The sequence below is a fragment of the Leptolyngbya sp. PCC 6406 genome (assembly GCF_000332095.2).
Taxonomy (GTDB): domain Bacteria; phylum Cyanobacteriota; class Cyanobacteriia; order Phormidesmidales; family Phormidesmidaceae; genus PCC-6406.
Genome location: NZ_KI913951.1, coordinates 17,678 through 38,201, shown reverse-complemented (window position 1 = coordinate 38,201; position 20,524 = coordinate 17,678). Strand labels below are relative to the sequence as shown.

20 protein-coding genes and 1 pseudogene are annotated in these 20,524 nt (G+C 47.1%); 8 read left to right on the top strand and 13 right to left on the bottom strand.

All coding sequences use genetic code 11. From position 1 onward, the window contains the following. The first annotated feature begins 186 nt into the window (after positions 1–186). Entirely contained in the window at positions 187–1,218 is a 1,032-nt protein-coding gene (locus LEP6406_RS0225650) for a PDDEXK nuclease domain-containing protein (protein WP_008310668.1), read from the top strand. A gap of 122 nt (positions 1,219–1,340) precedes the next feature. Here LEP6406_RS0225650 and LEP6406_RS0225645 read toward each other — a convergent pair whose 3' ends face one another. From LEP6406_RS0225645 to LEP6406_RS33255, 6 genes and pseudogenes are all read right to left on the bottom strand, one after another. Then, the gene (locus LEP6406_RS0225645; protein WP_008310665.1) at positions 1,341–1,760 is read right to left on the bottom strand and encodes a Pepco domain-containing protein; all 420 of its coding nucleotides are present in this window, start codon (positions 1,758–1,760) and stop codon (positions 1,341–1,343) included. A gap of 253 nt (positions 1,761–2,013) precedes the next feature. Continuing rightward, positions 2,014–3,855: pseudogene (locus tag LEP6406_RS29805) on the bottom strand (dynamin family protein); the annotation flags it as partial. A gap of 76 nt (positions 3,856–3,931) precedes the next feature. Then, a complete protein-coding gene (gene tnpC / locus LEP6406_RS0225635; protein WP_008315340.1) occupies positions 3,932–5,389 on the bottom strand; it encodes an IS66 family transposase in 1,458 nt (485 codons plus the stop codon). Positions 5,390–5,394: 5 nt separating this feature from the next. Then, positions 5,395–5,640, bottom strand: a complete 246-nt coding sequence (locus LEP6406_RS33260; protein ID WP_008309017.1) for a hypothetical protein — start codon at positions 5,638–5,640, stop codon at positions 5,395–5,397. A gap of 126 nt (positions 5,641–5,766) precedes the next feature. Next, positions 5,767–5,952 (bottom strand): transposase family protein, encoded by a 186-nt coding sequence (locus tag LEP6406_RS0225630; RefSeq protein ID WP_162160922.1) that lies wholly within the window; start codon positions 5,950–5,952, stop codon positions 5,767–5,769. Continuing rightward, a complete protein-coding gene (locus LEP6406_RS33255; RefSeq protein ID WP_008309014.1) occupies positions 5,943–6,140 on the bottom strand; it encodes a hypothetical protein in 198 nt (65 codons plus the stop codon). The genes LEP6406_RS0225630 and LEP6406_RS33255 overlap by 10 nt, the downstream gene beginning before the upstream one ends. A gap of 177 nt (positions 6,141–6,317) precedes the next feature. Between LEP6406_RS33255 and LEP6406_RS35780 the strand changes: the two genes are divergently transcribed. Next, on the top strand, positions 6,318–6,473 hold the full coding sequence (locus LEP6406_RS35780; protein WP_081748181.1) for a zinc-ribbon domain-containing protein: 156 nt from the start codon (positions 6,318–6,320) through the stop codon (positions 6,471–6,473). A 28-nt stretch (positions 6,474–6,501) separates the two neighbouring features. Here LEP6406_RS35780 and LEP6406_RS29800 read toward each other — a convergent pair whose 3' ends face one another. The 3 genes from LEP6406_RS29800 to LEP6406_RS0225610 all read right to left on the bottom strand — a co-directional run bounded on the left by LEP6406_RS29800 (position 6,502) and on the right by LEP6406_RS0225610 (position 11,414). Further along, the gene (locus LEP6406_RS29800) at positions 6,502–8,328 is read right to left on the bottom strand and encodes a dynamin family protein (RefSeq protein ID WP_008309013.1); all 1,827 of its coding nucleotides are present in this window, start codon (positions 8,326–8,328) and stop codon (positions 6,502–6,504) included. 18 nt (positions 8,329–8,346) lie between these two features. After that, entirely contained in the window at positions 8,347–9,873 is a 1,527-nt protein-coding gene (locus LEP6406_RS29795) for a GUN4 domain-containing protein (protein WP_008309012.1), read from the bottom strand. Between the two features lie 137 nt (positions 9,874–10,010). Then, positions 10,011–11,414, bottom strand: coding sequence for an ABC transporter substrate-binding protein (locus LEP6406_RS0225610; RefSeq protein ID WP_008309011.1), 1,404 nt, complete (start codon positions 11,412–11,414; stop codon positions 10,011–10,013). A gap of 252 nt (positions 11,415–11,666) precedes the next feature. Between LEP6406_RS0225610 and LEP6406_RS32465 the strand changes: the two genes are divergently transcribed. Continuing rightward, positions 11,667–11,825 carry a transposase gene (locus tag LEP6406_RS32465; RefSeq protein WP_008309010.1) on the top strand — a complete coding sequence of 53 codons (159 nt, stop codon included), beginning with the start codon at positions 11,667–11,669 and terminating at the stop codon, positions 11,823–11,825. Between the two features lie 296 nt (positions 11,826–12,121). Here LEP6406_RS32465 and LEP6406_RS33250 read toward each other — a convergent pair whose 3' ends face one another. The 3 genes from LEP6406_RS33250 to LEP6406_RS0225590 form a co-directional block, all read right to left on the bottom strand. After that, on the bottom strand, positions 12,122–12,259 hold the full coding sequence (locus tag LEP6406_RS33250; RefSeq protein ID WP_008309007.1) for a hypothetical protein: 138 nt from the start codon (positions 12,257–12,259) through the stop codon (positions 12,122–12,124). Positions 12,260–12,387: 128 nt separating this feature from the next. Further along, positions 12,388–12,702, bottom strand: coding sequence for a HigA family addiction module antitoxin (locus LEP6406_RS0225595; RefSeq protein WP_008309004.1), 315 nt, complete (start codon positions 12,700–12,702; stop codon positions 12,388–12,390). A gap of 10 nt (positions 12,703–12,712) precedes the next feature. After that, positions 12,713–14,788 (bottom strand): protelomerase family protein, encoded by a 2,076-nt coding sequence (locus tag LEP6406_RS0225590; protein ID WP_008309002.1) that lies wholly within the window; start codon positions 14,786–14,788, stop codon positions 12,713–12,715. Between the two features lie 171 nt (positions 14,789–14,959). Here LEP6406_RS0225590 and LEP6406_RS0225585 point away from each other — a divergent pair, with 171 nt between their 5' ends. After that, positions 14,960–15,346 (top strand): hypothetical protein, encoded by a 387-nt coding sequence (locus LEP6406_RS0225585; protein ID WP_008309000.1) that lies wholly within the window; start codon positions 14,960–14,962, stop codon positions 15,344–15,346. A gap of 153 nt (positions 15,347–15,499) precedes the next feature. Beyond that, positions 15,500–16,279, top strand: coding sequence for a formylglycine-generating enzyme family protein (locus LEP6406_RS0225580; RefSeq protein ID WP_008308998.1), 780 nt, complete (start codon positions 15,500–15,502; stop codon positions 16,277–16,279). Positions 16,280–16,456: 177 nt separating this feature from the next. On the opposite strand, the gene LEP6406_RS0225575 is transcribed toward LEP6406_RS0225580, so the two are convergent. Further along, a complete protein-coding gene (locus LEP6406_RS0225575; RefSeq protein WP_008308995.1) occupies positions 16,457–17,011 on the bottom strand; it encodes a hypothetical protein in 555 nt (184 codons plus the stop codon). Positions 17,012–17,153: 142 nt separating this feature from the next. Here LEP6406_RS0225575 and LEP6406_RS33465 point away from each other — a divergent pair, with 142 nt between their 5' ends. From LEP6406_RS33465 to LEP6406_RS30740, 3 genes are all read left to right on the top strand, one after another. Next, positions 17,154–17,402, top strand: coding sequence for a nucleoside phosphorylase-I family protein (locus LEP6406_RS33465; RefSeq protein WP_008308993.1), 249 nt, complete (start codon positions 17,154–17,156; stop codon positions 17,400–17,402). A 112-nt stretch (positions 17,403–17,514) separates the two neighbouring features. Beyond that, a complete protein-coding gene (locus LEP6406_RS0225565; RefSeq protein WP_027268755.1) occupies positions 17,515–18,750 on the top strand; it encodes an ISL3 family transposase in 1,236 nt (411 codons plus the stop codon). After that, entirely contained in the window at positions 18,737–20,524 is a 1,788-nt protein-coding gene (locus tag LEP6406_RS30740) for a VMAP-C domain-containing protein (RefSeq protein WP_008307741.1), read from the top strand. The genes LEP6406_RS0225565 and LEP6406_RS30740 overlap by 14 nt, the downstream gene beginning before the upstream one ends.

Sequence of the window (20,524 nt, the reverse complement as noted above, 5' to 3'; positions counted from 1 at the left end):
GTGTATAACGCACGATTGAGGTTGAGTTCTGGGGTGGGATCTGGGGAATGGTGCCCATTCCTTGGGCAGGGGTGGTAGCCTTTGGTGCGTCACGCAAGGTGATGGCGCACCCGATAACTCTCATCCTGTAGTTGTGATGCCAGGGAGGCATTGTTGTCAAAATCCAGGTTGTCAAAATCTAGCTTGATGCCCGATGAAGGCAGTTACAGTGCCTTTCTTGATGATCTCAAGACCCGAATTCGTTCAGCGCAGGTCAAAGCGGCGCTGGCGGTCAATCGTGAGCTGCTGCTGCTGTATTGGCAGATTGGGTGTGAGATTTTGGCGCGGCAGCAAGCGGAGGCGTGGGGGACTAAGGTCTTAGATCGCTTGGCCCAAGATTTGAAGCGAGAGTTTCCCGATATGAAGGGCTTTTCGCGCTCCAATCTGAAGTACATGCGGGCCTTTGCTGAAGCTTGGCCAGAGGGAATTGGCCAAGCGGTGCTTGGCCAAATTACCTGGTACCACAACATTGCGCTGCTAGAGAAGCTAAAAGACCCCCAAGAGCGCCTCTGGTATGCGCGAGAAACCCTTGCCAATGGCTGGAGTCGGAATGTGCTGGTAGCACAAATCAAAACCCGTCTGTATCAACGGGAAGGTGGGGCCGTCAATAACTTTGCCAAGACCCTGCCTGCACCGCAGTCGGATCTGGCCAAGCAGATTGTTCGCGATCCCTACACCTTTGACTTTTTAACCCTGTCTAAGGACGTTGAGGAGCAGGATCTGAAGCGGGCGTTAGTGAAGCACATGCGTGACTTCCTGCTCGAACTCGGGGTGGGGTTTGCCTTCATCGGTCATAACTACGCGATTACCGTTGGCGACCAGGACTTCCAGATTGACCTGCTGTTCTACCACCTGGAGCTGCGCTGCTTTGTCGTCATTGAGTTGGAGATGGGGGACTTCAAGCCCGAGTATTCGGGCATGATGAACTTCTACATCGCTGCCATTGATGACCAGAACCGCAAGGAGCATGACCAGCCGACGATCGGTATCATTCTGTGTCAGACCCGCCAGAAGGCGATCGCGGAGTACGCCTTGAGCAATCTGCGCAATCCCATCGCCGTAGCGGAACATCGCTGGCCGGAGGTGCCCCCCGATGCCTTACCCAGTGCTGAACAACTGGAATCGGAGCTGGAAAATGCGGTACGGCAGTTAGAAGGAGAGTCTAAAGAGGGGGGTTGATAAATCAGCAAAGAAATTTCATTAGCCGACCTTGCTCCAGCATCTGATGTGGCATTTCTGGTTAGGCTGCAATCATTTTAATTACGTTGTCACTCCCAGAAAAATCTAGGTTTTTCGAGGTACTAATGATTATCATTAGGCCGGATGAACTTTAATGTGATGCCTCCCTTGTTTCCCAGTTTGCCGCCGTTACCGATAAGGCTTAATTGTCCTTCAGCATTGATTTCGACTGAAAGCTCAACTTCATTAAGTTGCAAGCTAGTTTGAGAAGTTGCTTGATCGAAGATACTATTAACAATAGATACCATGTTTTCCATCTGAGTTTTTAGTGCCTTTGCATCAAGAGAAATACGCTTACGCTTAATAATTGTTTGAAAGGCTTCAAATGCTTCTTTAGTAGAGTCGAATCCACCAGTTACATCTTCTCCAGAGCGGCGACCATCAACTTCAAGTGTTTCTTTCGCCACTTCAGTTTCCGCAACGACCCAAAGTATGTTTTCTTCAATCATTTTAGGCTGAGAGTTATCAGGGACAAAGATCATGGGATAAGCTATACGGATCTGACGTGATTACTGAAAAGAATGGAGCCTGAAATCTATGACGAATGAGACACTTTCATTCCAAAATCAAACAGTATTGCCATAAGAGTGTTAAGTAGGTCGACGTATAAAATTCGAGGTGCATCAAGAAAATCAAACAGCCCTAAGCCCTTGCGTGCGAACTATTTCAGGCGATCAAGTATGCGTTTATGTGCCTCGGTTTAATTAGCCCGACCTACTTATCGAAAGTAAAAGTTTACATGTTGACTTCCTGAAGCAACTGCTCAGACATCCGTTGAGCGTTTCCTAATATTCGATTTGTTTCACGTCTTATGCTCTCAAATTCTTGCCGTTTATGCTCTGTCATTAACTCATTCCGCTGCAACTCTTTATCTAAGTCTGTAAGGGTACGTTGTGTATCATCTAGTAGAGAATTTACATCTAGACGTACTTTCTCTTTCAGCATCCTAAATATATTGACCACCTGCGCATCAACTTTTTGATTTACGCGAGCGTCTCGGAGTTGATTTTGAATAGCAATACAAACTTCTTCTTTGTAGTTTTCCTTGAAGTTACTAACCTGCTCTGAGCGAAATATAACCTTGGTTAACCATCCTCCTGAAAAAGCAGAGAGAACACCTAGAATGGCAATAGCTGGCGCTGAAACTGGAAATCCTAGCAATAAGGCAACAAAAGCCGTTCCATAAGTTCCAAGGGCACCAACAGCTGCTCCTTTGATACCTGCTTCTCGATAACCTACCCAGGCTCCTCCAAGAATGGGGACTGCGCTCATGGCTGCTCTTACAGTTTCGTTATCAGCACGAGCTTTAGAGTGTGTATCTGCCTGAACTGTAGAAAACTCCATTTCGATCCGGTGTAGGACCGCGTCCACTGAATTTGCCAAGTCCTGCAAACGGTTAACTTCTTCCAGCAACCCCTGATTGATTTCTTCTTGAATTTCCTCAGCAATTTTTTTGGCAGTCTTTTCTACTACTTGAGAAACTTGAGTGCCTAATTTTTTAGCAACTGATTTCTGGTTTCTTAGTTCAGCAGGTTTGATTTCAGTGCCATCTACTATTTCAATTGCCGCTTGCTTAAGCGTAGGCTCTAGTTGAGTAATTAAAGGATCTATCTTGGCTTTTACTTTAGCTAAAGCCTCGTCAATTTTTTGGATTTCTTTGGCATTAAGGTCTCGTAGTTTTTGAATTTCAGTTATCGATCTTTCATATGTGGATCGAAACTCGTTCTGATCCATAGTTAGAGCGCTTTCGCGCATGTTTAGAGTTTTGATGATTTCAGTTGCAGATGCAATAAGACGGTTAAGAGGAACTTGAAGGAAAGTCGCACCACGTTCTTCTGTTAGAAATTTCTCTAAAGCAGCCTCAAATTCAGGGAAACGACTCTTGGCTAGAAGTTTAGGATTATTGCCAGACAGCTTAGCCTCTAGTGCCTCATAGGCTGAAAGACCATATATTCTAGGCTTACCAATTTTCTTCCGATATACTTCATATTCAGGAGAATCTGCGCCATATCGTTCTCGTGCTTGGCTGAGAATCATATGCTCAATTCGATTTTTAGAGTATTGGATAACTTGGTCAATTTCCTCGTCACTCTTGCAGCGATCAATACCTGTTAGAACGAAGATAATTCGCCCCATATCAGTATCCAACAACTTTTCCTCCAAAAACCTGCGCTCTGTTTCAGCAAAAGCTGCCTGTGCGAACATGACCATGATGGCCGCGTCCACCTTTGGCAGTACTGATTGAGTAACAGTGGTCATGCTTTCTTCATCATTTAGCCCTGGAGTATCAATGATGTCTACGCCATTCTGGCAGTATGGGACTGGATAGTACACCACAGCTTCTCTAATATTAACTGCTTTTTCTTTTGATTCTGGTGTCAGCTTAGTAACATAATCAGACAGCGCATCGATATCAATTTCTCTTTTACGACCGTCTAGGAAGGAAATTTCAACTTTTGGTTTCATTCCATAAGTAACGCGATTCAAAGTCGCAGAGCAAGGCATGATATCTGAGGGCAAAACTTCTTTCCCAAGCAATGCGTTTATGAAAGTGCTCTTGCCTCTATTAAATTCGCCTACAACAGCAACAGAGAATGGTAATTAGTCACCGCAATAGGAGAGGCTTAATGAGAAAGCCTCCAGAGACCCAGGATTATCCCGGTAAGAGAGCAGGAGGGGAGCACCCCGATGAGGCGATGAGCTCAAAGAGGTGGTCTACGGCGTTTTTACCCTGACGACGCATGGATTCAAGAAAACTGAACATCATCGCCACTAACTGAGCGCCCCAATCACTGCGGGCACCGCCACTGACTTTGCGATGAATCACCACGGGCCGTAGACCCCGTTCTGCATCATTGTTGTCCGGTTTGACCTCAGGCTGGGAAAGAAATGTGAACCAGTCTGCCCAATGCCGCCGAAACCGATTCGCCAACCCTTGGGCATCCGCAGCCCAGCGTCCGTGGAGAGGATGCTCTAGGACATAGGCTAACTCCGCCTCAATGATGGGCCGCAGAGCCTGGAGTTCAGCCCGACTGAGCTGCCCCTGATGATAGTCCCGGTGGGCTTGGCGAGCGGTGTAGATAATGGGGAAGATCCGGTGGGCGAATTCCCGGTTTTCTGAGAACCGAGATGTGGTTAACGCCTTTAGCTCCCGCTCCAGGTGAGCCCAGCATTTCTGTTTGGCGACCGCAGATTGCGGCCCATAGGCCGACCAGCAATCGCTGCTGAGAATGCCTGCGAAGTCCTCGCCCAAAAGTGTCTTGACTTCGGCTGAACTGCGGGTCGGGGCAAAGAACAGGGCGCAGCACTCCGGGGCGGTGGCGATCCAAATCCAATGGTTCACCCCGTTCAAGCGATAGCTGGTCTCATCGACACAGCGCACCCCCGGTTGTTGAATCCAGCTCCACCATTGCTCATAGGCAGGTTGCAGAGCCTCACAAAACCACTGATGCAGCTTTGCTAAACTCCCCTGAGACATCGGAACACCGAAGATGCTCTCGACGACATAACGCTGTTTTGACCAGGATAGGTTGCCCCCATACCCCAACCAGCCCACCACACTACTCAACCGTCCGCCATAGCTAAACCCCTCCCGGCACCCCAGAGGCAACTCCTGGTGGCCTTGCCACCCGCAGGCCGGACACCGATACAACGGGCGCTCGTAATCCCAAATCTCGACGAGGTCTGGCACCAGTTCAGCTACTTGCTGGCGTTTTGTCCCCTGGGGTTGGCGCTCGACGGCACCGCCGCAGACAGGGCATTTCTCCACGTCGAGCAATATGGTGTGATCAATCCAACCAAAGCCATTGCGCGTCGTACCGGGGTGGTTGTATTTGGGGCCTCGTTTGCGTTGGGGCTTGCGTTTATCCCGGTTCGGTTTCTTTGGGCCATCAGCAGAGGGCGGCTGAGAGCTCGTTTCACTGGTGCGCCCGGTCACTTTCTTGAGCTTCTCGCCCAACGTCTCGAACTGTTCCTCTAGCTCTTTCACCCGTTGCTTGAGGCGCTCAGTCTCTGAGCATTGCTCGCAGTAGCGCTCATACCAATACCTCGCCCCTTGCTCTTCGGGGGCGATCTCCGGCAGGTTCAGGTCTGAGGGCGGCTGAATCGTCATGACTCTTACTTTACCGATTTTCCCCTCATTCGCAATAGCCCCCTCTTGTTGCGGTGACTAATTACAGAGAATGTTTCATCGTGTACTCTATCTAAGATTTTTTCAATTAGAGATACGGAATTTTTTAGCTCTATTTTTTTACTAAAACTTCTTAACTTTTCTAAATCATTTATTAAAGCCAGTTTGGTCTTATTGTAATTTGCAAAGGTGCCTGGAATTTGATTTGATGAAGGTGTAAAACCAGTAGTCATGGTATTTCTCCTGGAGTTGAGAGTAACAAGAAGAGTTGCTTTAGAAGTCGGATTATTTTATGATTTTTCTGTTTAATGTATGGTCTTAAATCTTTGGATGGCTTTTTGCTTTGATTATTATCTTGATTAATATATCATGGCTTCATGATTGTTCAGTTGGCTAATCCAAGCCAAGAAACCCCGCTCTAGCTCTTCTGGCTCCAGAGCACTCATGACCTGGCCAAAGGTATCGTGGGAGGGAACTCCGTGGGGCAACTGGAGGAACGTTTCTAACCAGTCTTGCTTGGCTTTGCCATAGGTCCCTAGGGCCACATATCCATCGGTACCCGCCAGCACCGCCAAGAGGCAATTGTGACAATAGAGAGCAAGGGATGGGGGCTTTCCTTCACACGAGGATCCTTCAAGGTCTGAAAATGCTGAAGGACGTTTTTGTTGAGGAGCTTAGCTTCTTCTTCCTGCTGCTGAGCAGAAAGAATCGGCGGGCCAAATTCTTTTGCCATGATGCTAACTAACTGAGACTGAACTGCTGGAATACCCTTAGGGTAACGACTTCAGCTTCTCTGGCACTACTGGGCCACAGATTTTATGCGAACCTGGATGACTGCGCTTTTGTCAAGTACAATTTATACATTTTAGATGCGATTATCCTGACTTTAGGTGTACTAACTGTTACTACAATGACAAAAGAGTCTGTTCCTGAAGAAGATTGTCCAAAACGTGAAGTTATATATAGTAAACAACAAAATATTTCATTCCTCTTTTGTCCGTCATGTGGGTATAGAGTTTTAGAGCGAGATCGTTTTTGTACCAGCTGTGGTCATTCTTTGTTTTGAGCTTGTCTCATTAGGATTAGATAGATAGTTAGTCAGTGATCTGTTCTTTGATAATGTATGCATTTTCTTGGATTTCTTGCGTTTCTTTTTGTATCTCTTGAAGCTCTTGTAGAGCAAGTTCAATTCGGGTTTCTTCACGAGCAATGCTTAACCGCTTTTCAACCAGCCATTGTTCCTTTTCTTTGGGTGGCATCAATCCTGGAGCTGATGTACTAAAGACCTGGGATATCTGAGCCTCTAGTCCTTGTCGAGAGCTTTTGCTGCTTTCAATATGCTGAATAATAATTGTCTCAAGATGACTTATATACGTATGTCTAAAATGCTCTAAGAAGCTTTTCTCAGTCGCCCCCCTTTCTGTTATCCCGTATAGCTTAGAGGCTAAGCAAGACTGTGATAATTGCTGTTTGAGAGAGCTTCCAAGGTCAACTGCGTATTTTCCAACTGAATTCATCCATTGTAATGTCTGTTCTGGCTCTGGACGACATATTTCTGGGGTCTCTAAAACATTACGCCTAATGGTGACTTGTATTTTTCCTGCCCATCTGCGACTGCGGTTTTCTAAAACTTCGATGATTTTGTTATCTAGGCGTTTTAGTCTTTCGATAATTTGAGAATGCTCACCTATAAAAAGTGCTGATGAAATCTTATCAAGTACTTCGGTTACAGCTTCCTTAAGGTTATTTTCTAACTGTTCTAGAAGAATAGCCATCTGACGTTGAATATCGTTTATAAGATCCTTATATTGCGCGAAGTACTCTGCTGCCTTGGCGCTTTCTTCATTATTAAGCGAAGAGTCGACTAGATTGTAATTATTGGTCAAGATAGTTCGCTTTTTCTCAAGCGATAACTTCTGTGTTGAAATTGCATGTAATATGCTTTCGCTCAAAGTTATAACCTTATCTATAGAAAAATTTAGTAAAAGCTTTCCTTTTTCCTCTATCAGTCTTTCTAGAGCTGCTTCAAGTTCAGAAAATCGACTTTGATCTAGAAGGCTGGAGTCACCATTTTTCTTTGCCTGCAAGGCTTGGTATGCGGATACACCGATTACTTCGAATTGCTTTACTAGATTTAGTTGTTTTTTGTAATGACTATAGGCAGGGTCAAACTCTTTCTGTACTTCTAGTCCAATGATTTGCTTTATCTTGTCCTTTGTTCGTTGAATGGCTTTATCTGCATCCTCGATACTCTGGCAGCGGTCAATTCCAGTGACGACAAATAAAATACGACTTATGCTTTGCCTCAATAATTTTTCTGACAAAAATACTTCTTCTGACTTAGATAATGGTGCAAGAGCCATGGTGACAAAAATTGCCGCATCAACTTTAGGTAAGGTTGAGAGAGTAACTGCTGTCATAGCAGCTTCATCTTCTAGTCCTGGCGTATCTATAATATCTACATCATTTCGACAGTAAGAAATGGGATAGTAGATGGTAGCTTCTTTAACACTGGCGGCAATTCTTGTTGACTCGGGTGTGAGCTTGGTTACATATTGAGATAGTTTATCCGATTCAATATCCTCTGTTTTTCCGTCTTTAAATTTTATTTGAATTCGTGGTTCAATACCGTATTTAATTCGGTTCAAAGTGGCTGTTGTTGGGAGAATATTTGTCGGGAGAATGTTTTGGCCTAGGAGAGCATTAATAAGAGAACTCTTCCCGCGCTTAAACTCCCCTACTACTGCAATTGAGAAATTGTTGCTTTCCACTTTACTTAGTACTTCCTTTGAGGTCAGTGAAATATTGTGTAGATTTAGCTTATCCGCAATTTCAATTAGCTTTCTAAGCCAAGCTGAAAGCATGAAGATGACTTTTCGATATTCTAACAATGATGAGTTAGAAGAGAGGTTGGCATCCATGTTTTATACTTTGAAGTTTTAGCTATTACTTAATCGCTCAAATATCCAAGCATGTTCTCCACAGAAAATAAAGGGAAGATGTCCTTCTGGTGCATCTATTGTGTATTGCAATTCATTTGTTGCTTCACTTGAAAAGATTAAACCACCATGAAGAGATGCCCCTTTCCATGCAACCTTTGCTATGAACTCTTGTTCCTGCTTGCAGACGCTGATGAAGATCTGTCGTTGTATAGTAAACCCAAAACGGTCATTACTGTAGTATCGCCAGAGCCTATCAATATTCTCTAGATCAGTTTGTGAGAACTGTTTAATTGCTTTGTGAGTAAGCCAACCTTCACATACTCTTCGAGCAATTTTTAGCATTAAGTATTCAGTCTCTTGATTAGCTGTTTGCCAGCTCTGCTCCTGTAATAAATTGCTTAAATTTTCATAATCAATTCCACGATCAGACTCCAAAGTTTGAATTAGCAAAGATTTTGATGTACTATGTCTTCTTTTTGATGAGGGAGCTGAAGTTTCAAGCGGATTTACACTGTTGATACCCTGAACAGAGTGTGGAGCACTCTGTTCTCTATCAGTCTCGATCTTGAATTCACTTTTTGTTGAGTCTGCTCTAGGTTGACTCTTATTCCTAGAGATTCTGCTAATTCCTTCTATAGCATCTGATCTGACATTTGGCTCAATAGATGAAGCAGATAAAACCCGAGTCCAAAGCTGTTTAGCTTCTTCCAATTTATGTAATGCTTCTGCTTTCCAAGCAAGCTGTGACAATTTAGTAAGATCAGTAGATGTTGCTAAGTGGGGCAGTAAAATCAAATCTTTTTTGTATAGTGGTTCTATGGCGGTGTAAGGTGTTTGGGATCTTTGCTTGTAACGTATAACGATTTCAGGAACTGTTAAGCGTAGTTGTCTGTCTAGGCGCTCGACCGTAGCGCAATTCTCTTGCCCTGTTAGTTGTAGGCATTGAAGTAGAGCATAGGTGAAGGCTCCTTGCTTTAACTCCTCAATCTCATAGGAATTCTCCTCTGGACTACAGGCAAATATTGTAATGACTCCGTGTTGTTTCTCTTGTCCAATGCTTAGACTGTCGCGGCTTCCCTCAGAACTACGGCAGGCATCTATAAGCAGAATGATATTACCAGCACCACTTCGACGTAAGCAATCACTGACGTATCGTACTGGAATGGCTGTATCCTGCAAATTACCCGAATATCCATCTATGGGAATTAAGTAGTCTTGCTCGTTCCTTCGAGCGCCATGCCCAGCAAAGAAAAACCAGAGGTTGTCGCTAGCATCAATAAATGGTTGATTAAAACGTTTATCGAAAAACAATTTTAGGTTAGTAAAGGTTGGGTTTGAATCGAAAGATTTGCCATAGTCTGCTTCGATAGAGGGGCTTGTGTCAGTAAAGTGATAGACTTTATGAAACTTAAATTCTTTGTCAAAAAGACTGCAAATTATATCAGCATCTTTAACAGCATAATTTAGCTGTTTTAGGTGCACGTAACCATTGATGCCAATAATGATTGCCCAGTTTTTGGACATAAGTCAAGGATAAATGATAACGACTCTTTGGACGATATGTGTTGTTGCCTTAGTCTTTGCGATGGATTTATTCAGAAACATCTTAAAAATTTGGCTTTGACAAATTTATTGATATCAATATTTTGATCGATTTTTTCCTAGTCTACTGGCACAAAATCATAGCCAGTTCCAGATCGATTTCCTGGAACTACTTTTACCAGTTGAAAAGGTTGATTTCGATCTCCATTTGGCAAAAAACGCACTACACTTGTTGCTCCTTCAGCTTGAAAGTTTGGATCTGACAGTGCTGTAGCTACACCATCACGAGTAGAATCTACTTCAATGCCTGTTGCAAGCGTAATTACCGCATCGTAAGTGGTTACTGTGCGCCAGTTTACATCTACCTCACCCCATAATTGTCGTGATTCCTTGACAAAAGGACTTTCTTCATAGTTAAGAATATGCCACGGCACTGCTACGGTCAGTCCTGCTGCATTGTCGTTGCCTAAGCTCAAAACCCGGTATTTATACAAAGAGTCACTTCCCAACATAGGAAGTATTCCCTTATTAGAAGCGAGTATCTGTATTAACGGATCGAGGGGATCCAGTGACAGGGCTAACATCAAAACGTCAGCTTCTTCTTGGGCAATTTGTATTGAGGTCGTAGCTCTGAAGCTAGAATCACTGATATCAAAGACCTCAACTATTTCACCATAACCAAGTATAAATTCAGTCTCGAACTCTGATTTGAGTGACTTACTGTAATTACTATTTTCGTTGTAAAAAATCGCTACTTTTGTACTATTTAGAGTCTCTAATGCATGTTCGGCTAGTACGGAGGCTGCGAGGCGATCACTCGAAACTGTTCGAAATATGTAGTTTCCGGCTTGGGAAATATCTACTGACGTACTTGTAGGAGACACTAGTGTTAACTGTCCTGTCTCATAGATCCCTGTTGTTGCTAAAGTTGTCCCACTTGAAAAATGGCCAATGACTCCTAGTACATTTTCTTCAGTGACCAGATTAGCTGCAATTACTGCTGCGGTTTCAGGATTATCATTGTCATCAATGATGAGCAGTTTTAAGGAAGTTTCATTAATGCCTCCGGAAGTGTTGATTTCTGTTTGAGCTTGGGCAGCACCTCGCATAAGTTCCTGTGTTGTCCCAAGTTTTGTTGCATCTTCTGCTCCTGGCACAATAAGAGCGATTGTATGAGATGCCGAATTCCCAATCTTGGAATTATTTAAGTAAATGAGCGCTTCTGGGTCGTTAGGTTCTTCCCGTAGGGCTGCCTCAAATTCTCTTTTGGCAGTTAGATAATCCCCATCTGCAAGTGCTTTCAGTCCATTCTGTTTGTTGATAGGCACTCCTCCTCCTAGTACGGAAGTGCCAGAGCTTCCATCTGCTCCGTCAAGATTAAGATTGGTTATTGTGTTGTTCTCATCTCCGTTCCCTGCTGAACGAAAAATATTGTCTTTGAATAGTAATACTCCACCACCCAGGAGTATAGCCGTTATGAGTAAGGATGCAACAAGGAGAGGTAACTCGTTTCGTTTAGCCATATTTGTTTCTCTAGGCTTTGTTGTAGGTGAAAAAAAGAATTTAATGGGGAAAAGTTTGGCTCTACAGGATTCAATATGCTAAAAGCCTGACGAAGTTGCCAGAAAACGTTCCAGGCAATGTTTCCAGAGCTTCTTGGTTTTTGATACCATACTTAGAGGATATTTGGAAAGTATCAACAGATACTCGTATACGGAAAAAGCTCCCTAAGTATTAGGCGCAGACAATAAAACCTCTTCATCCCCTAGGAAGCTATGACTTTAGATTACGCTAGCAATCTCACTGTTGACCAGTGGAAACTGCTCTCAACGCTGTTGCCAGCCCCTAAAACCACTGGACGACTCCGCACCGTCAACCTCTACGAGGTGGTCAATGCCATTCTCTCCCTGTTGAGCCTACGTTCCGCAGGTTGACGATTATTTATTTTTGTGAATCATCTTGGTCGATAGCTGAAAGCCTCTCTGACAGAGGATTTCAGAAACCAGTGATTCGCCGAGCTAAGTTGCGACTTTACATTTCGTAAACATTCGGACGACAGGTTCTGAAAACTGAGATCGCTATTCCTCAATACTTTCGGACAGCCGGGACACAATACACATTCAAGATTATTTGTCAATTCGCGGAATGCAGGTTGCTCCAGAACCCCCTCCTGTTTGTTGAATTACGCGGTTGTGCAAAATCAGCACTTTCTTGACCGTCAAATACCGCATCAGGACAGGTGCTCATACAGCTCATGGTTTTTATCCAGCACATGAGTTACAGCTTGGTCAAAATCATCGATAGGCTGCTGGTTCAACGGAACAAAGACCCCATCGCACCGTACTTTGAAGTCATTCATCCACTTCATCGGAGTTACCTCATCATGCTGTAATCGCCCGACCGCAATTGCTGGATGGATTCCCAACCTATCAGCGAACTCACTAACCGATTGCTTTGATTTGAGGCTAGGCAATTCAGCTTCATATTCAGAGGGAATCAAGAATTCACTCGCCCAGGGATCGGCTGTTGCCAGTTCGTTTCCGCTTCTTGCTCTGCGATTTTGGCGCGGTACTGCGCTTCCCGCCTAAGCCAGAAGCTTGCACTCCCCCCCAAGACACTTTCAAGCTTGAGCGCTGTTTCCTCGGTGATCGAAGCCTTGCCGTTGATCAGTAGGCTCACATGCTTGGGCGTAAAGCCTAGTCGCTTTGCCAGATCAACTTGGCTCCATTCCCATTCCTCAATTAAGTCAGCAATGGTGTCACCAGGGGGTGATATCCAATCTGGGGTAAATGTTTGTAAGACCTCAGCCATGATAATTCCGTTAATTAACGTAAGTTGCCTCTTGCCAGTTGGGAATCCCAAGGTAATCGCAGGCGATCGCCTGAAGCACCGCATCTTTGTCCGGCACACTGCGATTATGCCGACTGCCAATCATATAGCGCTCGTGGATTTCATCAATCTCGGCCTGCTTCTCAGCGATCACCTCCTTGATGGCGGGGAGGTAACTGGCCCCCACCAAGACTGCCAGACTGCGGATTGAAGGAAACGAGATGCGTAAGCGCTGCTCTGGGCGCTCCTGGGCCGTATTCCACTTGATAATGGCATCAATGACATCGGCAATCTTGTCTGTCGAGTCGGCGCGATCGGAGTGGCGGGAAACCCCCTCGGTTTTGGGTGGGGGGGAGTGACGGGTCACCGGCTGGTCTGGGGGCGCAGGTGTCGGTTTGGGGGCGGACTGTTCTGGGGCAGGTGCGGACGGCTTTTCCGGCTGGGAACGGGTGTCGCTGCGAATCCCCCCCAGTAAATTTTGGATGGCATTGAGTTGCGATCGCGTTTCCTCCAGATCAGCCGCTAGTTCCGTATTGCGGGCCTCTAGCTGGGCATTACGGGTCTTCAAGGCCGTGACCTCCTCCCCGTCCGCTGGCTGCGACGCTAATGTCCGGTGCTCCTGCTCCAGGGTGTGATACTGCCGCCGCAGCGTTTCAATTTCCTGGGTAAACCAGTTAATGGCCTGGGCAAACTCCCCCGCCGTTTGCACGTCCTGTCGTTCCGCCTGGGCTCTCTGGGTTTCAACCTCCGCCACCAGGGCATGGATCACATCCGCCGTGGTGCCCGTAATCCCTTGGTGGGCCATCAGGTCGGTGATGCGCTCCAAATCGTCCGCATAGACACTGGGGCGCTTGGTCGTCGGCTTCGTGGCATCGGCTTCAGTCATGGGGGGTGCTTCCTGGGGGTTCAGTGCTGTGGGCGATTCATTCGGGTTCGTCTCATCCGGGTGCTCTGGGGCCAGTGCTGAGGTGACCTCTGAGGTGATCTCTGGGGCGATTTCAGTCTCTATCTGCTCCTCAACCACCGCAGGCTGATCGGGGGAGTCTTTTGGATGGCGGAATGCCTCAATGATGTCCAGATTCGAGACCTGGCCTAACTTGATGCCTAATCGCCCATCGCGATTACCTTGACCATCGCCAATGGCATAGTCGTCGTAATTGGATCGGGCCGCATAGTTCGGCAGCTTTTTGCCTTCCTGAGTGATCGTGAAATGGCCCTGAATCTCCGCCTTAAACTGATGTTCCGGTACTGAGGGCGGACAGTACCAGTGGGCGGCAATCGTGGCATAAACTGCCCTAAAGATGTGGGTGTAGAGATTTTCCTTATCGGTTCTGGCCGGTACCAGGTCACTGAAATGCTCGTTGCACTTATCAGCGATCGCCCCACTGTAGAGCTGATTCACCTTCTGCTTTGCCTGTCGCTCTGCCAACCCCTGGAGCCTCAATGCCTCAGTTCCGAGTCCCTGCTGTAGGCGCTCGATGGCAGCCAGCACCGTCTGGGCCGGTGCCAGGGTGGGAATCTCAATGGCGATGTTCTGAGTCCCCTGCTTCTTCGCCATCTGGCTAAACTGCAAGCTCCAGGGTGATTTCAGCGAAAAAGTTGAGAGCACAATTTCACTGATGCGCCGCCCGATAAGGACAGCGAGTCCAGCCCCCACCTCTGACCATTCCGCCCGATGAATGAGCTGTGTTCCCCGGTCTACGATGGCCTCAGCCTCGGCACTGGTGATGAATCGAGTTTCGCGATCGGCAAGGCGTTCCCGCTGCTGGTCGTTGAGGATGCGGTATTGCTCTGTCGAGAGGGAGACTAATGCGATCGCGGGGTGGTCAGGGTCAAAGACCTTGATCGCCTGAACCACGTTAGAGCGATAGTTCTTCTGTTGGGCCGGGGTCGTGAGCATCCGGCTGGCGAATTCCTGCTCCAACGCTTCGGCAAACCCTTCAGCACCGAGTTGTCCCCCCTGGAGTTCCGCCACATAGCAGCGAATGAACTGCTTCAGCCATTGGGTAGAGCCGCAGTTTTCAGCAGACTGGAGCCAGTGTTCTGCCAGTATTTGAGATGTTGGCATCTTATCTTTCCTGTCTTGCGTTTCTTGATTATATAACTTTCTTTTCTTTAGTCAAGATAGAATTGAAGATATTTGAACCCTTATTTGCCCCCCCAGAAAGAGAGGAAGCGGATGGGGTTTTTGAACTAGTGGAAGAGCGAAGCCAGCAACCAGGAAGAGACTGCCTCCCAATTGGACTTGATCGGCGACTCCCAAGCACTAGCCCCGCAGCGTAAGCGAGTTGATGGGGCTATCGTCAATAAGCGATTCACCCAGTCGATCTGGGATAACGGTGGCGCTGGGGACGTTTTTCAGCGCTCGGTCGTTGAAGAGACGCGGGAATTGTTTGACTGTACTGTCAACGATCTATATCGCGAAACCGGGGCTAAGAAGGGGTGTCGGGAGACGCTGCCCCAAGCGGCGCAGGAAGCCTACATGGTGAATGAGAGTTTGGCGGCCAACGAATTGGAACGACAGGTCGGCACAATTGGCGGTGAAAGCCAAGATGATGTCAATGATCGGATTGTTACATCAGTCAGACAAGTTTCTAAAAATACTCGGCGTTGGTTGCCTTGGTGACCTTACGTTGATACCCGACTGAGAGAGGGATGAGTGTCTGGCTACCAACCACCGCACTTGATCTAGGTTGATGCGATCGCTCACCATGCCAAAGTTGAGCATCAGGTCTGAGTGGGCTACCCTCGAAGTCATGAGTCGTTCAAAGGGAATGCTGTGGCTACCGCTGCCGAAAATCTCACCCTGCATCGCTACCCCTGCACCAACCAGAGCCATACCCAAGACCTGGGGGATAGTGTCACGCTGACGCTGATGCTGATTCCCGCTGGCGAGTTCACGATGGGGGCACCAGCGGATGAGCTAGATGGCGAAGATAATGAACGTCCCCGACATTTAGTCAAAGTGTCGGCGTTTTTGATGGGACGCTATCCCGTGACCCAGGCTCAGTGGCGAGTGGTGGCAGGATACGAGCGGGAGGCGGTAGATCTAGATCCTGACCCATCTAAATTCAAAGGGGATGACCTGCCCGTGGAGCAGGTGAGTTGCGAGCAGGCTACGGAGTTTTGCCAGCGCCTCTCCAAGCGCACGGGGAAGCATTATCACCTGCCCAGCGAAGCCCAATGGGAATATGCCTGCCGAGCTGAGACGACGACGGCTTATCACTTTGGGCCACAGCTCACAGCGGAATTGGCGAACTATGGCAGACAGGTGAATCAAACGACATCTGTAGGGAATTATCCCCCTAACCGTTGGGGACTCCACGACATGCACGGTAATGTCTGGGAGTGGTGTGCTGATCAATGGCACGGTAATTACAACGATGCCCCTACCGATGGCAGTATCTGGATTGAAGATGATAACTCATCTAGGCGCGTTCTACGCGGCGGTTCCTGGGTCGGCCTTCCGAGGCTTTGCCGTTCTGCCTATCGCGGCAACTACGGTCCCGATGACCGCGACTCCTTTCTCAGTTTTCGAGTTGTCTGTGTTGCCCCGTAGACGCTTTGCGGCTTCCCGCAAGGTGGACTAAATAGCTCTTTCTCCCTTTTTCCTAGCACTTCGTGCCGCTTCGCTAGAGCCCTCTGGCGATTTTTTACGGGGGTACCAGGTTGCCGTTTCCTCATCGCCGTCAGGCGATCAAATTTTGAAGGAGGTTTTAGCTTCTTAATACTTGACTCAGTGCCCCTCAGTAAGGTCGGCATAGATGGCGATTTTGATGCCTAAGCCAATGAGCAAACTGGCTTCGATCGCAGACAGCAAAATTGCAAATGTCGAGACTTGAGTTGAGAAGAGCCAAAAGACAACTAACGCGGTTAAACCAGAAAAAACGAAGGCTACCTCATCAACGAAGAGTTGAAGATACTTGCGGCTTTTGCGACGAGGATCGCTGCGGTGAGAAGCTTCCCAACTGAATAGATGTTGGTTATCTGCCGAGCCGCCGACAAGAGCGGAGATCCTTCCCTCCAGGGTGTAGCGGATATGAGCACCGATCGCGGAAATCTTCTCGTCGTTCACTACATAGGTCCAACCCATGACAATGCACACCCAGGGAATGACCAGAAAAGCGTGGTGGCCGCTACTGTTGGAGAGGGCAAAGGAGGAGATCGCCCCAAACAGGCCAAGCGTGACGTACAGTAGATTATCCCGAAAGCCAATTCGGCTGGCCTGCTCGGCCTTCAAGACCCGATATTCTTCCAACAAAATTTGTAATGTCTGCTCTTTTGGATCCATTATCCTTAATGGTGGCGAAACCACAGCTCTATTTTGCCTGTCTACTGCATATTCGCATCAAACATCATGAAAATGTCCTGAATTGGGGCAGAGTAAAATGTAGCGACTGTGAACCCATGTCAAAAATTGATCGACTGAATCTATGGCTCAGGAAACCCTAAAGGCGGTAATTCTCACTGCATTGCGAGTCGAGTATGAGGCTGTTCGTGCCTTTTTGAGTAATTGTGAAGAGGTGATTCATCCAGTCCGTCAAACAGTGTATGAGCGTGGTGAGTTTACCGCTAATGGTCGGACATGGGAAGTCGGGATCGTGGAGATTGGTGCTGGGAATGTTGATGCTGCGATAGAAACTAGGGCTCTTCCGGTCTGGCTATGGACAAAGGGCTACTGAGCAGGGGAAATGGAGAGAGAAATAAACGCTAGAAAGGCGTGAAGTGTTTGATATACAAGGGATTGGCTAGAATTAAAGGGTGAGAGAAAGTCGCCATATATGGGTGAGCGCCATGATCACAGAATCTGACGCGAGGCAATTGACAGAGCTACTGGGTCTTCCTGAGACAAAAGTAGAGGATATGACAATGATAGATGGGGTGGGGCTATTTTTTGTAATTAGCCCCACCCGCCGAGATGCAGAGTGTCCCCGGTGTGGGAAGCGAAGTCGTCATTTGCATGAGAATCATCGGTATAACATTGAGGATTTGCCGTGGAATCAACAGCCCGTAGTGTTGCGAGTCAATCGCCGCCAGTTTTGGTGCCAGGAATGTGGACAAGTGTTTAGCGAAGAACTGGCCTTTGTTAAGAAAAGGCGGTTGTATACGCAGCGGCTAGCGAAGCAGATTGTCGGCCAAGTGTTAGGGAGTAGCATTCACAGTGTGGCGGCTCGGACAGGGCTGAGTGACGAGCAGATTGAGACGATGATAAAGGATGCCGGAAAGGCGTATTTACCCGAGAGCCCAGAACCGATTAGATATCTCGGGATAGACGAGATAGCGGTCGTCAAAGGTCAGGGTAACTATTATGGGGTGCTAGTGAACCTAGAGACGCACCAGCCGATCACCCTTCTACCCTCACGAACACAAGAGGGATTGCGCCAAGTCCTTAGCCAATGGGGACCAGAGGTGCTTGAGGGGATTGAAGGGGTGAGCATAGACCTGTGGAAGCCCTACCAAAGTTTGGTAAAAGAGATGATGCCGAATGCGACCATTGTCGCGGATAGATTCCATGTCACCAAACTCGTCAATGAGGAGTTAGATAACGAACGGAAAGCGGAGAAGAGAGCGGCCAAGAAGATCGCAAAAAAGGCTGAGAGGGAGCGCGTCATAGAGGGTCTTAATGGCAGTAAGTATGCGTTACTAAAGAACGAAGGGAATTTGAATGAGAAACAGAAGAAGAAGCTCATAGAAGTGAGCGAAGTATCCCCTAAATTAGCAACGATGCATCGATTGAAAGAAGAGTTCAGAGAAATCTTTGAATCCTTCGAGAATTGGGCAGAAGGGACGTTAAAGTTACTGGACTGGATGGCGGATTCATCGACATTTTTCAATCAGAGTTGTGGCACGATTAAACGATGGTTTGATGAGGTGACATCATACTTTGAACTGAGAATAACTAATGGGGTTGTGGAGGGAATAAATAACAAGCTTAAGTTGATCAAGAGATTAGGTTATGGCTTTGGCAATTTTGACAATTTCAAGTTAAGAGCTTTGTTGCCGTGGGTATTTCCTTTTGAAACACCATAGCCAGACCGGAAGAGCCGAAACTAGTTACGCTATCGACCATTTTCAGCCTCAAGTAGTTTTGTTTGTAGGCATTGCAGGTGGCATCAAGGACGTCGATATTGGTCATGTCGTGGCAGCGACTAAAGTGTGTGGATACGAGTCTGGTAAGGTTGATGCCCAAGAATTTAAGACTCGGCGAAATGAAGCCCAAAGTTCTTATGCGCTAGTGTCGCGGGCTCGGGCAGAAGCCCGTAAACCTGATTGGCTGGAGCGACTAACAGAACAACCTGAGCCAGTTCCAGAAGTTTGGGTGCAACCGATCGCGGCTGGAGAAAAGGTGGTTGCCTCTACACAATCATCTACTTTTAAGCTTCTGGAAACAGACTTCAGCGATGCGATTGCAGTTGAGATGGAAGGATATGGTTTCTCTAGAGCTGTCTATGCGAGCCCAAAGGTCTCTTCTATCGTGATTCGGGGGATCTCGGATCTCATTGATGGCAAAAATGATGCCGCTAAGTATGGGCCTGAGCCTGACCGTCACCGACAAGCTTCGGCGCACGCCAGCGCCTTTGCTTTCCAAATTCTGGCTAAGTTTGATCCCAATCCCAGTATCCTAGGTGCTAAAAAAATCGCCCCGCAAATTGAAACTAGGTTCTGGGATGGGCTTTTCGCCTGTTTTCAGGAGCCTGAATTAGCCTTTCTAAAAGTGGCTTTAGAGGATGTTCTAATTGCCGATAAACGGGATTTGCTTGGGCTGATCGCAACGCTAGAAGCTTTGAGGACATTTCTGGTGAGGCAAGATGATCAAGATCTGGCGTTGGCTTGGGTGAAGCGTCTCATCGACAAGGCTAATCAGGTTTCAGAAGAGGAAGCCGATTTCATCGTGACCTCGGCGCTACAGACCTGGTATGAGGTGCATAAGCCTCCCGAAACTGCATCAGAACTAGGCGTTGAGCCCAGTTCATCGCCGCGAGGATATCTGTTGGTCACTTTGGAACCAGTCGCTGCTTCGGGAGTAGTTGAAGACGGTAAGGAGGCTGATAATGTCAGGTTGATGGTGGAACTTCACTTGCCTGGTGAGACTCCGAGAACCGATTATTTTGAACCTGATACTCAATGTTCTATAGACGAGGTAGGTAAGTTTCTATCTAAGGTGGTTCCCCGTGCAGGGAAGGTGAAGATAGTAGAGATTTTCCTGTCTTGGCAGCATTGGGGAGAGCCAGTGCATAATTGGCAGATCCAATCAAGGAGTCGAGGACCAGTTACTAATTTTAAAAGGCTTTGGGAACTTTCTCGTAATACAGTAGTGCGTTCTTTAGACCGTTTGCAAGATCCGGAATGGTCTGAGGAATGGATTGAAGATTTGAAGGCTAGACTTCAGCAACTACAGTCTCTAAAAGAGATTTGTACTAGTCATGTTTTCTGTACGCAATCTTTCAGTGATGATCTGATGAACGGGGCACTGTGCCAGAAACTCATTTTTAAGTTCTGGACTGCTTTACCGGAGGATAAATTAGATTTAGCCAAGTTGCTCTTTGAAGTAATTGAGCAAAAGGTTCCTGTTTGGGTTTGGGCCTATCAACAACCTCCAGATGCTATAGAGTTTTTTACCCGTGTGGATAGGTTATTAACGCCGGATAACTTAAAGGATTCGGCCTTGCTGGCGCAGGCGATTCTCAATCAGCGTCAAGACTTGCGAGAACTCGGGCTATTATTTGACTGTCATACCCGCATTCCCCGCTTGCCCACTCTAGCGGTTGATGCATCAGGCCGTTTGCGGCAGCCCGCTGCCTAA

Excerpts from the sequence above, each read along its gene's own strand:
- LEP6406_RS0225650 (WP_008310668.1), top strand. The coding sequence starts at position 187 with ATGCCCGATGAAGGCAGTTACAGTGCCTTTCTTGATGATCTCAAGACC.
- LEP6406_RS0225645 (WP_008310665.1), bottom strand. The coding sequence starts at position 1,760 with ATGATCTTTGTCCCTGATAACTCTCAGCCTAAAATGATTGAAGAAAAC.
- tnpC (WP_008315340.1), bottom strand. The coding sequence starts at position 5,389 with ATGACGATTCAGCCGCCCTCAGACCTGAACCTGCCGGAGATCGCCCCC.
- LEP6406_RS33260 (WP_008309017.1), bottom strand. The coding sequence starts at position 5,640 with ATGACTACTGGTTTTACACCTTCATCAAATCAAATTCCAGGCACCTTT.
- LEP6406_RS33255 (WP_008309014.1), bottom strand. The coding sequence starts at position 6,140 with ATGGCAAAAGAATTTGGCCCGCCGATTCTTTCTGCTCAGCAGCAGGAA.
- LEP6406_RS35780 (WP_081748181.1), top strand. The coding sequence starts at position 6,318 with ATGACAAAAGAGTCTGTTCCTGAAGAAGATTGTCCAAAACGTGAAGTT.
- LEP6406_RS29800 (WP_008309013.1), bottom strand. The coding sequence starts at position 8,328 with ATGGATGCCAACCTCTCTTCTAACTCATCATTGTTAGAATATCGAAAA.
- LEP6406_RS29795 (WP_008309012.1), bottom strand. The coding sequence starts at position 9,873 with ATGTCCAAAAACTGGGCAATCATTATTGGCATCAATGGTTACGTGCAC.
- LEP6406_RS0225610 (WP_008309011.1), bottom strand. The coding sequence starts at position 11,414 with ATGGCTAAACGAAACGAGTTACCTCTCCTTGTTGCATCCTTACTCATA.
- LEP6406_RS32465 (WP_008309010.1), top strand. The coding sequence starts at position 11,667 with ATGACTTTAGATTACGCTAGCAATCTCACTGTTGACCAGTGGAAACTG.
- LEP6406_RS33250 (WP_008309007.1), bottom strand. The coding sequence starts at position 12,259 with ATGAAGTGGATGAATGACTTCAAAGTACGGTGCGATGGGGTCTTTGTT.
- LEP6406_RS0225595 (WP_008309004.1), bottom strand. The coding sequence starts at position 12,702 with ATGGCTGAGGTCTTACAAACATTTACCCCAGATTGGATATCACCCCCT.
- LEP6406_RS0225590 (WP_008309002.1), bottom strand. The coding sequence starts at position 14,788 with ATGCCAACATCTCAAATACTGGCAGAACACTGGCTCCAGTCTGCTGAA.
- LEP6406_RS0225575 (WP_008308995.1), bottom strand. The coding sequence starts at position 17,011 with ATGGATCCAAAAGAGCAGACATTACAAATTTTGTTGGAAGAATATCGG.
- LEP6406_RS33465 (WP_008308993.1), top strand. The coding sequence starts at position 17,154 with ATGGCTCAGGAAACCCTAAAGGCGGTAATTCTCACTGCATTGCGAGTC.
- LEP6406_RS0225565 (WP_027268755.1), top strand. The coding sequence starts at position 17,515 with ATGATCACAGAATCTGACGCGAGGCAATTGACAGAGCTACTGGGTCTT.